Here is a 14,731-nt window from a genome sequence, read left to right as displayed (position 1 = left end):
GTGAATCCTGGACCCGGGGCAGCCGGCCCGTGGGCGGGAGGCGCCACGCACACTCCGGCCACGCCACCGCGTGCACCGCCGCGCCGCGATCCGCTCTGCCGCGCCGTGCCCCGCCCCGCCGTGCGTCGCCTCGCCCCGCCGTGCCCCGCCGTGCGTCGTGCTCCGCACTGAGGCTCGCGCACCCCACCCCACCCTGCCGCTCCCGCTCCCGCTCCCCGCGACGGCAGCAGCCCCCGGCCGCGCCCCCCCGTTCCGGTGAACCGACCGGTGAACTCCCGCTCCGGGCATGCCCGGTTCGGTGCCCCGGCATCCGAGGCGGCCCGCCCGTACGGCCCCCCGTGGCGCACACCGGGCCCAGCGGCCGCCCGCCGCTCGCAGCCTGCCGTCACCACTCAACTTCCGGCCCGCCCGGCCGACATCAGGCGCACGGCCCCCGCCACCCGACTCCGATCGCCGCCGCGCCTGCCGCCCGCGCGGCACGCCACGGCCCCTCACCTGCGAACCACCCGCCGGCCGTACCCGCCCGAAGGTTCGGCCGGAACCACCGATCCGGGGTCCCGCACGACCGAATCGCTCCTCACCGACAGGAATGGACTGACGTGAACCACACCCGGCCGTCCGGCCAGGGCGGTGCCGACGCGCTCGCCGCGCGGATCGCGGCACTGCGCTCCGCGATGCCACGGACCCCGCTGGTTCAGCTCGCCGACGAGCGTCTCGACCTCTTCGCCAAGCTCGAGTTCAGCAACCCGAACGGCAGCAGCAAGGACCGCTCGGCGTTCTGGATCCTCAAGCGGGCGATCGAGCGCGGCGACATCACCGCCGGCAGCACCGTCGTGGAGTCCTCCTCCGGGAACTTCGCCATCTCGCTCGCCTCGTTCTGCAGGGCCCTCGGCCTCGAGTTCGTGCCGGTCATCGACCCCAATGTGAACGCGTCCACCGAGACGTACCTGCGGATGGTCTGCGCCCGGGTGGAGAAGGTCACCCGGCGGGACTCCAGCGGCGGCTTCCTCGCCACCCGACTCGACCGCGTCCAGGAACTCGTCGCCGCGACGCCCGGCGCGTACTGGCCCAACCAGTACGCCAACGCCGACGCCGTCGAGGCCCACCGCACGCTCACCGGCGGCGAACTGTGCGACGCCCTCCCGCAGTTGGACTACCTCTTCGTCGGCGTCAGCACCGGCGGCACCGTCGCAGGACTCTCCCGCCGGGTCAAGGAGACCTACCCGGACGTCCGAGTGGTCGCCGTCGATGCCGAGGGTTCGGCCATCTTCGGCCGCCCGCCCCGCGTGCGCCGCATCCCCGGGCTCGGCTCCAGCATGGTCCCTCCCCTCGTCCGGGAGGCCGTGATCGACGACGTCGTCATCGTCCCCGAGGCGGAGGCTGCCGAGGGCTGCCACCAGCTGCTGCGCCGCCACGGCCTGTACTGCGGGGGCTCCACCGGCAGCGTGTACGCCGCGATCGGCCGCTACTTCGAGGGGCGCGACCTTCCCCGGCGGCCCACCGTCGCCTTCCTCTGCGCCGACCGCGGACAGGCGTACGCCGACACCATCTACGACCCCGTCTGGACGGCCGAGCACCTGGGCGCGAGCCCCGCAGCCGCGGCCGTCCCCACCACCGGACCCGCCCTCTCCGACGACGCCCCCGCGGCCGTCGACGGCCTCGCGGCCCTCAGCGGCTGAAAGGAAGCCCCATGACCGACCTCGTGACCGATCCCGTGACCGCTTTCGCGACCGATTCCCCGACCGATCCGCAGGCCGTACCGGTCCCCGCCCCGCTCCCCGCCCTCACCGTCCTCGGCGCCCCGGACATCCTGCGCCGTGTCGAGGGCCGGCGCGAGGAGTGCGTGGACGCCGTGCGCCGCGCCTACCTCGCGCACGACGCGGGGGAGACCGCCAACCCGCACAGCGCGTTCCTGCGCTTCCCGGACCGCCCGACGGCCCGGATCATCTCGCTTCCCGCTTACCTCGGCGGCGAGACGGAGACCGCCGGCATCAAGTGGATCGCCAGCTTCCCCGAGAACACCCGGCACGACCTCGCCCGCGCCTCGGCGGTGCTGCTGCTCAACGACATCGAGACCGGCTACCCGTACGCCTGCATCGAGTCGTCGATCATCTCCGCCACCCGCACCGCCGCCTCCGCGGTCCTCGGCGCCGAGACGCTCATCGGCTCCCGCACGGCCGGGCGCATCGGCATCGTCGGCAGCGGCCTCATCGCCGGCCACGTCACCCGCTTCCTCACCGACCTCGGCTGGGCGGCCGACGGCTACCGCGTCTTCGACCTCAAGCGGGAGAACGCCGAACGCTTCGCGGCCGGCCTGTCCTCCCACAGCCCCGAAGGCACGGACGTCCGGGCCGTCGACACCGTGGAGGAAGCGTTCCTCGACTGCGATCTGGTCGTCCTCACCACCGTCGCCGGCGAACCCCACCTGCACGACCCCCGGCTGCTCGCCCACAACCCGGTCGTCCTCCACCTGTCCCTGCGCGACCTCGCACCCGAACTGATCCTGGCGTCGCAGAACTTCACCGACGACATCGACCACGCGGTACGCGAGCGGACCTCCCTCCACCTGGCCGAGCAACAGGTCGGCAACCGCGACTTCATCGACGGCACCCTCGCGGACCTGCTCCACGGCCGCGTCGCACGCGACCGCACGCGGCCCGCCGTCTTCTCCCCCTTCGGCCTCGGCGTGCTGGACCTCGCCGTCGGCCGCTGGGCCTACGACGGCGCCGTCGCCGACGGCGCCGGACTCACCGTGTCCGACTTCTTCCAGAACGCAGCGAGGTGACCACCGACATGGCCGACACGCAGACCGAAGACCTCCACCGCGTCGTCGTCAACGACGAGGAGCAGTACTCCCTTTGGGCCGCGGACCGACCGCTGCCCGCCGGTTGGCACGAAGCCGGCCACACCGGCACCAGGGAGTCCTGCCTCGCCCACATCGGCGAGGTGTGGACCGACATGCGTCCGCGCAGTGTCCGCGAGCGCCACGAGGCCGGGTCCGCGTCCGCCCCGTAGCAGCCGGGACGGCCGGAAAGGCCGGGAAGGCGGCACCCCCCTTCCCGGCCCTCCTTTCCCCTTCCCCCACCACTTCCCTCCCCCCACCGCCCGGATCCGCCCCGGCTCCTCGCCCGGCGGCGGCGACACCGAAGGAGACCGCCCCGTGGGCGCCCCGACAACGACACCGGACACCGCGCCGAGCGGCGCCGCCGCGCCCGTGGCCCGATGGCGGGCGACGCTCCTGCGGTGTCTCCCGCTGCTGGTCCCCGCGGTGCTGGCGGTCCTGGCCGTGCTCGCCGTGACCCCGCCGGCCCCGCTGGCGGCCGACGCCGACCCGGCCGAGTTCTCCGCGGGCCGGGCCGAGGCGGACCTCAGGGTCGTCGCCGCCGAGCCGCACCCGCTCGGCAGCCCCCGGCAGGTCCAGGTGCGCGAACACCTGGTGTCCCGGCTGACGGGGCTGGGCGCCCGGGTGGCGGTGGAGACCGACCAGGCCACCACCCGCGCCTGGGGCAGCCCGTACCCGGCGGCCACCGTGCACAACATCGTGGCAACCCTGCCGGGCCGCGCCCCGGCCGCGGACGGCGCGCTGCTGGTCGTCGCGCACTACGACTCCGCGCCCGGCGCACCCGGCGCCGCGGACGACGGCGCCGCCGTAGCCGCCATGCTCGAGACCCTGCGCGCCCTCGGCACCGGTGACCGGCCGGACCGCGACGTGGTGTTCCTCTTCACCGACGGCGAGGAACTCGGCGCGCTCGGCGCCCGCGCGTACGTACGCCGGCACGGCGTCGGCGACGTGGCCGCGGTCCTCAACTGGGAGGCGCGCGGCAGCTCCGGCCCCTCCCTGATGTTCGAGGCCGGTGACGGCAACGCCCGCCTCGTCCGTGCCCTGTCCGAGACGGGAGCGGTGACCTTCGCCAACTCCCTCTCCTACGAGGTCTACCGCCACATGCCCAACGGCAGTGACTTCACGGCCTTCCGGGACGCCGGCGCCACCGGGCTCAACTTCGCCTTCATCGAGGGCTTCCAGGACTACCACGACGCCTCGGACAGCGTCGAGCGGCTCGACCGCGGCAGCCTCCAGCACCACGGCGAGACCATGCTCGCGCTGACCCGGCTGCTCGCCGACGCCCCCGGAACGCTGCGCAGCGGCCACACCGCCGTCTACTTCGACCTCTTCGGCCGCGTACTGGTCGACTACCCGGTGCGGTGGGCGTCCGTACTGGCCGCGGCCACCGTGTTCGCGCTCGTCGCCCTCGCCTTCCGCGGTGCCCGCCGCGGCGCCCTGCGGCCCCGGCGCGCCGCCGCGGCAGCAGGATCCGTACTGCTGCTGACGGCCGCCGTGGCGCTGACCGTCACCGGCCTGTGGTGGGCGGCGCTCGCTCTGAGTCCGGAAACCCGCGCCCTGCCGCTCCACGAACCGTACGCCCGCGGCGGGTACGTGGCCGCCATGGCGTGCGCGGTCCTGGCGCTGCTGCTGGCCGCGGCCCGCACGGCGCGCGGCCGGCTGCGGCCGACCGAATGGCTCGCCGGCTCGGCCGCCGTCTGGGCCGTCCTGCTGACCGCCGCCACCCTGTTCGCCCCGGGCGTCGGCTACCTCTTCCAGTGGCCGCTGCTGGCCCTGCTGCCCGCCCTGTGGGTGGCGGCCCCGGACAGCGGGACGGCGCCGCGCCCCGGCACGGCCGCGGTGTGGCTGACGGCACCGCTCGCCGTTGCCGCCGTGCTGTACTCCCCGCTCGCGGACATGCTCCTCACCGCGCTCGGCCTGCCGCTCGCCGCGATTGCCTTCGCCCTTCTGTGCCTCGGAGCGCTGCCGCTGCTCGCCGTCTTCGGCGGGTCCCCGCGCAGCAGGATCACGGTGCCCCTCGCGGCCGCGACCGCCTGCGCGCTGCTCGTCGCCACCGCCGTGCGGCACGACTACGACGCCGTGCGGCCCCGCCCGGACGCCCTCATCCACGTCGCGGACACCGCCGAGGGCACGTCCCTGTGGGTGTCGCCCGACCCCGAACCGGACGCCTGGACCTCCAAGGTCCTGGGCGAGGGGGCCCGCCGTGCACCCATCGACCACTACTTCCCCTTCGAATCGCCCGCACTGACCGCCAAGGCACCGGCGCTGGGCCTGCCGGCCCCGGAGATCGCCGCAACCGGCGAGCGGACGGTCGACGGCCGTCGGACCGTCGACGTACGGGTCACCACCCGGCGCGACGCCTGGATGATCCAGGTCCGGCTGGAGCGCGGCGCAGTCCTGGAGTGCCGGGTGGGCGGCGAGCGGCTGGACGCGGCCTCCCTCCCGCAGGAGGACGGCCCGTACGTCGTCTTCCAGTGGTGGGGGACCGCCACGGCCGAGTTCAGCTGCGACACAGACCCGGGCCGGCCGCTGCGCGTCGACGCCCTCGACCTGACCAGCGGGCTGCCGAAGGAGGCGCTGGCACTCACCGGACCCCGACCCGCCGCAGTGGCGGCCTCCCCGTACGGCTACGCACCGACCGACGCCGCGGTGGTCCGCAGCGTCACGACCCTGTGAGGAGGAGCCGTGTCCGAGGCAACCCGTGACGCCGCCATCCACATCCACGACGTGACCCGGGAGTACACCGGGCGCGACGGAAAGCGCGTCCGCGCGAACGACGGGGTGACGCTGACCGTCGAGCGGGGCCAGGTCCTGGGCCTGCTGGGGCCCAACGGCGCCGGCAAGACCACGCTCGTCTCCCAGTTGTTCGGCCTGACCCGGCCCACCTCGGGCACCCTGCGGGTCGAGGGCCTGGACCCGGTCCGCGATCCCGAAGCCGTCAAGCGCATCACCGGCTTCCTGCCGCAGGCGGGCCTGCCGATGCGCCGGATGGAGGTGCACCGCGCGCTCTACTTCACCGGCCGGCTGCGCGGCCAGAGCGAGCGGGACGCCAGGCTCCAGACCCGTGAGCTGATCGAGGAGTTCGGCCTCGAGGACCGGGCCGACCGGTACGTGGACAAGCTCAGCGGCGGCTCGATGCGCCTGGTGAACATCGGCATGGCCCTGATGGGCCGGCCGAAGGTCCTTGTCCTCGACGAGCCGACCAACGAACTCGACCCGCGCAACCGGCGGGTGATCTGGGATGCCGTCGCCCGGCGCAACGCCGAGGACGGCACCACGGTGCTGCTCGTCACCCACAACGTGCTCGAGGCGGAGTCCGCAGTGCACCGGGTCGCCGTGATGAACGCCGGCCGGGTGGTGGCCTCCGGTACGCCCGACGAGCTGAAGCAGCAGATCGGCGACCGGACCCGGCTGGAACTGCTAGTCCGTGGCTCCGGGGTGCTCAGCGACGCCGAGGTGCGGGAGCTGAGCGCCGTCGGCGAGGTGACCGCCGGGAGCCGCGACGGCAGCTACGTCATCCGGTCCGCGACCGAACAGGTCCCGGCGCTGCTGCAGCAGTTGGTGCAGTCCGTCGGCATGTCCCGCATCGGCGACTTCCGGCTGGCCCAGCCGTCGCTGGAGGACGTCTACCTCGCCCTGGACGGCAAGGCGGGCACCGGTGCCGGTGCCGACGTCATCGCCATCGCCGAAGCCGCAGAGGCGGCCGCCCCCGTGCCGGCGGGCCGTGCAGGCTCCCCGGCCGTCGCCGTCCTGGACCCCGCGCCGACGGCCCTCCCGGCCCCGGCCCCGGCCCCGACCCCTGCCCCAGCGGACGGGGTCCGGCCCGGCCGGGGCACGTTGCGGCAGCGGATGCGCCGCGCGGGCGTGGAATTCGCGTACCTCTGGCTCGAACAGATGCTGGAGGTCCGGTCCACCTGGCCGTGGACGCTGATGTTCGGCTGCCTCATGCCGCTCGCCATGGTCTTCGGGCTGTCACGCATCGGCACCACCCCCGCCGGCCCGGAGAGCATGCTCTACATCGTCAGCGGCGCCGCGGTGTTCGCCCTGGCCACCGAGGGCATCGCCACGCTGGCGCAGCGCATCGGGCATCTCAAGAGCCAGGGGCAGATGCTCTACTACGCCTCCCTGCCGATCAACAAGGCCTCCTTCGTGGCCGCCCTGGTCTGCGCCCGGCTCGTCCTGGTCGCGCCCGGGCTGCTGACTCCCGTCCTCGCGGCGAAGTACCTCTTCGGCGCGGACGTGGTCCTCTCCCCGGCCCTGCTGCTGGTCCTGCCGCTGTCCGCGCTCGCCCTGGCCGCACTCGGCATGACCATCGGCTCGCTCATCGACGACGTCGAACTGACCGTCGTCGTCACCAACCTGCTCGTCTTCGTCCTCTTGCTGGCCTCTCCCGTGCTGATGCCGCCGGAGTCCCTCCCCGCACCGCTGCGCCTGGCCGGAATGCTGCTGCCGCCGACGTACGCCGCCGAGGGCCTGCGCCTCAGCCTCGCGGGCGACATCGGCCCCGCCCTCCTCATCGACCTTCTCGTCCTCACCGTGATGGCGGCCGCCGGTCTCGCCGCAGCGGCCCGCTGGCTGCGCTGGCGCACGGTCTGATCCGCGCGCACCGCCGACCCCAGGAGACTTCCGTGTCACTGCTTCCCCCTGCCCCGACGGGCACGTTCACCGACCTCGTCCGCGAGCGGGCGGCCGCCGACCCCGACCGCACCGCCTTCTCCTTCGTCCGCCGCCACGGCGGCCGCGACGAACTCTCCCGGGCCGGACTCGACGCCAAGGCCCGCTCCATCGCCGCACACCTCCAAGGCCGCGGCCTCACCGGCGAGCGCGTGCTCGTCCTCCTCAGCCCCGGCCTCGACTACATCGCCGCGTTCCTCGGCTGCCTGTACGCCGGAGCCACGGCCGTACCGCTCTACCCGCCGCCGCGCGTGCGGCACTCCGCCCGGCACGCGGCGGTACTCGCCGACGCCGGCGCCGCGGCCGTGCTCGCCGACGAGGACGGCGCTTCCATCGCCGAGTACCTCACCGGGGACCGCGCGGCCCAGATGATCTCGCCGACCGACCCGATGCCCGACGCCGATGCCTGGCGCCGCCCGGAGATCGGGGCCGACACCGTCGCCTTCCTCCAGTACACCTCCGGCTCCACCGGATCACCGAAGGGGGTGATGGTCACCCACGGCAACCTGCTGGCGAACTCACGGGAGATCCAGCGGACCTTCGGCACCGGCCCCCACAGCCACGCCGTCAGCTGGCTGCCGCCGTACCACGACATGGGCCTGATCGGCGGCATCCTGCAACCGCTGTACGCCGGCGGCAGCGCGACCCTGATGTCCCCGTTCTCGTTCGTCACCAGCCCCCGGCTGTGGCTGGAACTGATCTCAAAGGAAGGCGCCCAGGTCAGCGGAGGCCCCAACTTCGCGTACGACCTGTGCGCCGACCGGCTCTCGGACGAGGACCTGGAGGGCCTCGACCTGTCCCGCTGGACGGTCGCCTTCAACGGTGCCGAGCCCGTGCGCGCCGAGACGCTCGACCGGTTCGCCGCCAGGATGGCGCCGACCGGCTTCCGCAAGCAGGCGTTCTTCCCCTGCTACGGCCTCGCCGAGGCCACCCTGCTGGTGACCGGCCGCTCGGTCGGGGACACCGCCCCCGTCGCGTTCGACGCCGACAGCCTCGCCCCCGGCCGGGTGCCTTCGCCGCTGCCCGGCGGCACCGAGGTGGTCAGCTGCGGCCCGCCCTCCGAGGGGGTGTCCGTCGCGGTCGTCGACCCCGGCACCGGGGCGCCCTGCGTGCCGGGCGAGGTCGGCGAGATCGCCGTCGGCGGCGCCGGCGTCGCCGCCGGCTACTGGAACCGCCCCGACGCCACCGCCACCACCTTCGGCACCCCCGCCGCACCCGGCGCTCCCACGCTGCGCACCGGCGACCTCGGCTTCCTGTACGGCGGCGACCTTCACGTCGTCGGCCGCAGCAAGGACCTCATCGTCGTCCGCGGACGCAACCACTACCCCTCCGACCTGGAGTACACCGCCGCCGAGTCCCACCCCCTGGTCCGCCGCGGCGGAGCGGCCTTCGCCCGGGCCGGGGCACAGGGGGAGGAAGCCGTGCTCGTCCTGGAGACGACCCGCCCCAAGGACGGCGAGGACTACGCCGACGCCGTCACCGCCGTCCTCGCGGCGCTCGGCAGCGAGCACGGTCTCACCCCGGGCGCGGTCGTCCTGGTCCGGCCGGGCAGCGTGCCCCGCACCTCCAGCGGCAAGGTCCAGCGCTCCCACTGCCGGGAACTGCTGGCCGCGGACGGCCTGCGGACCGTCCACCACTGGGAGGGCGGACAGCAGACCGCCCCGGACGCACCGGAGCAGCGCGAGGACCTGCGCGCCACGGTCCTGCGCATCGCCTCCGACCGGCTCGGCCGGCCCGCGGACCCGGCCGCGGCCCTCGTGGGCCAGGGCATGGACTCGCTCGCCACCCTGCAGTTCAAGGCCGCCGTGACGGAGGAACTCGGCATCGACCTCCCGCTGGAGGCCCTGCTCGGCGGCTCCACCCTCGACGAGATCATCCGGGAGCTCGGCGACACCCGCCTCGGCAGCCCCGAGGCCCCGAACGCCGCTCCTGACGCCGACGCAGCACCCGACGCAGCCCCCGACGCCGCCGCCGCCGCGGGCTCCGGATCAGGCGACACCGATCCGTACGCCCCGCTGCCGCTGACGAGCGGTCAGCGCGCCCTGTGGTACCTGGAGCAGCAGAACCCCGGCACCGCCGCCCACATCTCCGTCGCCCTCCGCCTGTGCGGCCCCCTCGCCCCGCACGTCCTGCGCGAAGCCCTGGACCGTCTGGTGGAGCGCCACCCCGCCCTGCGGACCGCCTTCGGCGCCACGGACGGCGTGCCCTTCCAGCAGGTGAGCGCCGACACGGCCGCCGACTTCACGGTGGCCGACGCCTCCGCCCTGGACGAGGCCGGGCTGCGTGACCTCGCCGACCGCGAGATCGCCGGCACCGCGTTCGGCCTGTCGTCCGGCCGGCTGCTGCGGGCCCTGCTGCTCACCCACCCCGGCGGCGACGTGCTCTGCCTGGTCGTGCACCACATCGTCGCCGACATGTGGTCGCTGACCCTGCTCGCCGAGGAACTCGGCTCCCTGTGCGCGGCCGACGGCGCCACCGCCCTGCCCGCACCCCGCCGGGCGCACGGCACGCTGATGCGCCGCCACGCGGCGGCCGGCGCACGGCACGCCGAGGAGCTGTGGGAACACTGGCGCGACGTCCTCGACGGCTGCGAACCCGTCCTGGAACTCCCCGCCGACCGGCCCCGCCCGGCCCGGCAGTCCTACGAGGGCGGCTCCGTCCCCTTCACCCTCGACGGCCCCACCGTCACGGCGCTGCGCGAACTCGCCGCCCGCGAGGGCACGACCCTCTTCACGGTGCTGCTGGGCGTCTTCCAGGCCTTGGTGCACCGGTACACCGGCCGCGAGGACTTCCTCGTCGGAGTGCCGACCTCGGGCCGCACCGACCCGGCCACCCACGACACCGTCGGCTACTTCGTCAACCCCGTCCTGATCCGCTCCCGGGTCGACGCCGGGCAGGACTTCCTCGGCCGGGTCCGAGCCACCGCGCACGCCGTCACGGACGCCCTGCGCCACCAGGACATGCCGTTCCCCACCCTCGTCGAGCGGCTGCGGCTGACCCGCGACGCCTCCCGCGCCCCCGGCTACCAGGTGCTGTTCAGCCTCACCAGCCCCCACCGCGGACGGGATTCCGGGCTCGGCGCGCTCCAGACCGGCCGCGGCGGCGCGGCCGTCCGCCTCGGGAGCCTCGACGCGGTGTCCCTGCCGCTGACCCACCGCACGTCCCTCGTCGACCTGAACATGGTCCTCACCGAGACCGGCGACGGCGTCGAAGGCATGATCGACTACGCCGCCGCGCTGTTCGACCCCGGGACGATGGAGCGGCTCGCCCTCCACTTCCGCACCCTCGCCGCCGCGTTCGCCGCGGACCCCGCCACCCCGGTGGGCGACGCCCGCCTGCTGTCGGACGGGGAACTCGGCCGGCTGAAGCTGTGGAACGACACCGGCTCCCCCTACCCGCGCGAGGAGTCGCTCGCCGCCCTCTTCGCACGGCGGGCCGACCGCACCCCCGACGCCCCGGCCCTCGTACACGGCGGGACCCGCCTCACCTACCGCGGCCTGGACCGCGCCTCGGACCTGCTCGCCGGACGGCTGCGCGAGCTGGGCATCGGCGTGGGCGACCGCGTAGCCCTGCACATGGACCGCCACCCCGGAGTCGTCCTCGGCATGCTCGCCGCGGTGAAGGCGGGTGCGGCCTACGTGCCGCTCGACCCGGCCCACCCCGTGGACCGCCGCCGCCAGGTGCTGGCCGAGGCTGGCGTCCGCGCCGTCCTGACGGCCGACGGCGAGGACTCGTTCGCCGCCGAAGGGACCGGTGGCGCCGCCGGCGCGAACGTCCCCGTACTGGAACTGGCCACGCTGCTCGACCCGCAGGCCCTGGAGGCCGCCGAGCACGGCGCTCCGCCGTCCGCCGCCGACGCCGCCGGCCCGGACGACCTCGCGTACGTGATGTACACCTCCGGGTCCACCGGAGTGCCCAAGGGCATCGGCATCACCCACCGCAACATCGCCCGCCTCGTCCTCGGCACCCGCTACGCCTCCTTCGCCGAGGGCGACCGCATCGCCCAGCTCTCCAACGCCGCCTTCGACGCCGCCACGTTCGAGATCTGGGGCGCCCTCCTCAACGGCGGGACCCTGATCGGCCTCGACCGCGACAGCGTCCTCACCCCGGACCGGCTCGCACGGGCGCTGCGCGACCACCGCGTCGACACCGCCGTGATCACCACCTCCCTGTTCAACCAGCTCGCCGCCCACGACCCCGAGATCTTCGCGCCCCTGCGCCAACTGCTCGTCGGCGGCGACGTCCTCGACGTAAGCGCAGCGGCCCGGGTCACCGGCCTCGCCCGCGGACCCCGCCTGATCAACGGGTACGGGCCCACGGAGTCCACCACCTTCGCGACCGCCCACACCGTCGCCGCCGACCCCGCGGCAGCCGGCGCCCGCATCCCGATCGGCACGCCCATCGAGAACACCACCGTCCACATCCTCGACGCCCGCCTGGCCCCCTGCCCCGTCGGCGTGCCCGGCCGGATCCACGTCGGCGGGGACGGCCTCGGCCGGGGCTACGTCGGCAGCCCGGAGCTGACGGCGCAGCGCTTCCTCCCGGACCCGTTCGCCGACACCCCCGGCGCCCGGATGTACGACACGGGAGACCTCGGCCGCCGACTGCCCGACGGCTCCGTCGACTTCCTCGGCCGAGCCGACTTCCAGGTCAAGATCCGCGGCTTCCGCGTCGAACCCGGCGAGGCCGACGCCGCGCTGCTGCGCCACCCCCGGGTCGCGGAGTCCGTCACCGTCGTCCACGGCGAGGCCGCCGCCAAGCGGCTGGTCTGCTACTACGCGGGCGACGACGCACCCGCCCCGGACGAGGCGGCCGCCCACCTGAGGGCACTGCTGCCCGAATACCTGGTGCCCGCCGCGTTCGTACGGATGGACCGCCTGCCGCTCACCGGCAACGGCAAGGTCGACCGGGCCGCGCTGCCCGCACCCCACCGGGACCTCACGCAGACGGCGCCGACCGAGCCGGCCCGTACCCCGCTGGAGCGGGAGGTCGGCGCGCTGTTCGCCGAACTCCTCGGTGTCCCGGAGGTCGGGGCCGACCAGAACTTCTTCCTGCTGGGCGGCCACTCCCTGCTCGCCATGCAGCTGCTGGTCAGGGTCCGCGAGCGGTACGGCGTGGAACTGCCCATCGCCGACCTGTTCGGCGACCCCACCGTCCGGGCCGTCGCCACCCACCTCGCCGGGCACACCGCCGCACCCGCCCCGGCCGCCCCGGGCCCCGCGCGTCTCACCCGCCGCGCCTACGTGCCGGGAAGCACGGTGACCCGATGACCAGCCGCCCCCCGTACGCCCCGACGCCCTGGTTCCCCGTGCCGCCGCTTCCGGCCGCGGCCGGAACGGAGCCCGCGACCGTGCTGTTCTGCCTGCCCCACGCGGGCGCCGGCGCGTCCGCGTACCGCCACTGGCCCGCCCTGCTCGGCACCGCCGCCGAGGTCGTCCCCGTCCAGCTGCCCGGCCGGGAGAACCGGTTCGGCGAACCGCCGGCCACCCGGACCTCCGAGCTGGTGGACGAACTCGTCGACCGGATGCTGGAGCGGGCCGCCCACCACCCCCGGCTGGCCCTGTTCGGCCACAGCATGGGGGCGCTGCTCGGCCACGAGCTCGCCCACGCGCTGACCGCCCGCGGACGGACCCCCGACCACCTGTTCGCCTCCGCCTACCGGGCTCCCTCGCTGCCGCGCGCCACCGAGGACGTCCACCGGCTGCCCCGCGAGGAACTCATCGCCCATCTGGGGAGGATGGAAGGCACCCCGCCGCAGGTGTTCGCCCATCCGGAACTCGTGGACCTGCTCCTGCCGGTGATCCGGGCGGACTACGCGCTCTGCGAGACCTACCGGTTCACCGCCCGGCCCCCGCTCCGGACGCCGGTCACCGTGTTCGGCGGCAGCGAGGACCCCGGCGTGGGCCCCGAGCACCTGGCGGCCTGGGCGGAGCTCACCACCGGCCCGTTCCGCAGCCACGTCCTGCCCGGCGGCCACTTCTACCTGCACGACCGGCTCGACGACGTGCTGTCCGCGGTCGCCGCCGCGCTGGGGGCACCCGCGGCGGTGCCCCGGGGGTCGACGTGAGCGCTGCCACCGTCGGCCGCCACGTCGCGTCCCTCGCCCCGCAGGGCGTCGCCGTGGCGGCCCTGGACAGCGGCACCGGCCGGCTGCCCCCGCTCTACCCGGAGGAGGAGCACGCCGTCCGGGCAGCCGTGGACCACCGCCGACGGGAGTTCGCCCTCGGCCGCCACAGTGCCCGCCTCGCGCTCGGCGGCCTCGGAGTCGCCCCTACGCCGATCCGCAGAGGGGCGGCCGGATCGCCGGTCTGGCCGCCGGGAGTCGTCGGCAGCATCACCCACGCCGGGGGAGTGTGCGCGGCCGCCGTCGCCCCGGCGGCCGACGTCGCCGGCATCGGCATCGACATCGAGCCGGCGCAGCCGCTGCCCCACGAGGTGCTCGACCTGGTGTGCACCCCGGGGGAGCGCCACCAGCTTCCGCCCGGAGCCTCGGCCCTGCTGTTCGCGAAGGTCGTGTTCAGCGCCAAGGAGAGCGTCTACAAGGTGCTCTACCCGCTCACCGGCCGCTTCTGGGACTTCCACGACGTCGAGCTCGCCCTCGACCTGCCCGGCGGCGCGTTCCGACTGGACCGGGGCCCGTTCCCCGTCCACGGCCGCTTCCGGGTGGCCGACGGCTTCGTGATCACGGTCGCCCACCCCGGCCGCCCCCGCACCACCACCCTCCAGGAAGGACCCGCACCCGCCATGACCGCCGCCCACCTCTCCGCCGACGTCGAGAAGGTCCACACCTACTACCGGCTCGTCGACGCCGGGGACATCGACGGACTGACCGCGCTGTTCGCCCCGGACGCCGTCTACCACCGCCCCGGCTACCCGCCGCTGGAGGGCCGCGCCGAACTCGACCGGTTCTACCGCGGGGAACGGGTGATCAGCCACGGCCGCCACACCGTGACCGCCGTGACCGCGGCCGACGGCGACGTCGCCGTCCAGGGCGGCTTCCAGGGCGAACTGCGCGACGGCAGCACCGTCTCCCTGCGCTTCGCCGACTTCTTCACGCTCGCGCCCGACGGCCTGATCACCCGCCGCGACACGTACTTCTTCAGCCCCCTCGTCTGACGGGACCGGCCCGGCCCCGGCCCGAACGGCCGCACCGCCGCCCCCCGCCGTCCGGCCGGGGCCCTCCGCCCCGGCGCCGGCCGCCCCGCCCACCCACCG

8 protein-coding genes are annotated in these 14,731 nt (G+C 75.0%); all 8 read left to right on the top strand.

What is annotated here, in order from left to right; all coding sequences use genetic code 11:
* The first annotated feature begins 599 nt into the window (after window positions 1–599).
* The 8 genes from sbnA to ACFWBW_RS23315 all read left to right on the top strand — a co-directional run bounded on the left by sbnA (window position 600) and on the right by ACFWBW_RS23315 (window position 14,632).
* Entirely contained in the window at window positions 600–1,679 is a 1,080-nt protein-coding gene (gene sbnA / locus ACFWBW_RS23350; RefSeq protein WP_385375396.1) for a 2,3-diaminopropionate biosynthesis protein SbnA, read from the top strand.
* 11 nt (window positions 1,680–1,690) lie between these two features.
* On the top strand, window positions 1,691–2,785 hold the full coding sequence (gene sbnB, locus ACFWBW_RS23345; protein ID WP_385375393.1) for a 2,3-diaminopropionate biosynthesis protein SbnB: 1,095 nt from the start codon (window positions 1,691–1,693) through the stop codon (window positions 2,783–2,785).
* Between the two features lie 8 nt (window positions 2,786–2,793).
* Window positions 2,794–3,015, top strand: coding sequence for an MbtH family protein (locus tag ACFWBW_RS23340; RefSeq protein WP_385375390.1), 222 nt, complete (start codon window positions 2,794–2,796; stop codon window positions 3,013–3,015).
* A 145-nt stretch (window positions 3,016–3,160) separates the two neighbouring features.
* Window positions 3,161–5,518, top strand: a complete 2,358-nt coding sequence (locus ACFWBW_RS23335) for a M20/M25/M40 family metallo-hydrolase (RefSeq protein ID WP_385375387.1) — start codon at window positions 3,161–3,163, stop codon at window positions 5,516–5,518.
* A 9-nt stretch (window positions 5,519–5,527) separates the two neighbouring features.
* On the top strand, window positions 5,528–7,438 hold the full coding sequence (locus ACFWBW_RS23330; RefSeq protein WP_385375384.1) for an ATP-binding cassette domain-containing protein: 1,911 nt from the start codon (window positions 5,528–5,530) through the stop codon (window positions 7,436–7,438).
* Window positions 7,439–7,470: 32 nt separating this feature from the next.
* Entirely contained in the window at window positions 7,471–12,786 is a 5,316-nt protein-coding gene (locus ACFWBW_RS23325) for an amino acid adenylation domain-containing protein (RefSeq protein ID WP_385375381.1), read from the top strand.
* Complete coding sequence (locus ACFWBW_RS23320; RefSeq protein ID WP_385375378.1) at window positions 12,783–13,583, top strand: thioesterase II family protein; 801 nt, start codon at window positions 12,783–12,785, stop codon at window positions 13,581–13,583. Before ACFWBW_RS23325 ends, ACFWBW_RS23320 begins: the two co-directional genes overlap by 4 nt.
* Window positions 13,580–14,632, top strand: coding sequence for a nuclear transport factor 2 family protein (locus ACFWBW_RS23315; RefSeq protein WP_385375375.1), 1,053 nt, complete (start codon window positions 13,580–13,582; stop codon window positions 14,630–14,632). Before ACFWBW_RS23320 ends, ACFWBW_RS23315 begins: the two co-directional genes overlap by 4 nt.
* Window positions 14,633–14,731 lie beyond the last annotated feature (99 nt).

The sequence above is a fragment of the Streptomyces sp. NPDC059957 genome, assembly GCF_042730015.1.
Taxonomy (GTDB): domain Bacteria; phylum Actinomycetota; class Actinomycetes; order Streptomycetales; family Streptomycetaceae; genus Streptomyces.
The sequence above is the reverse complement of the archived record's forward strand: the minus strand, read 5'-3'. Positions and strand labels throughout refer to the sequence as shown.

Coding starts and splice junctions, on each gene's coding strand:
- sbnB (WP_385375393.1), top strand. CDS start 1,691: ATGACCGACCTCGTGACCGATCCCGTGACCGCTTTCGCGACCGATTCC.
- ACFWBW_RS23340 (WP_385375390.1), top strand. CDS start 2,794: ATGGCCGACACGCAGACCGAAGACCTCCACCGCGTCGTCGTCAACGAC.
- ACFWBW_RS23320 (WP_385375378.1), top strand. CDS start 12,783: ATGACCAGCCGCCCCCCGTACGCCCCGACGCCCTGGTTCCCCGTGCCG.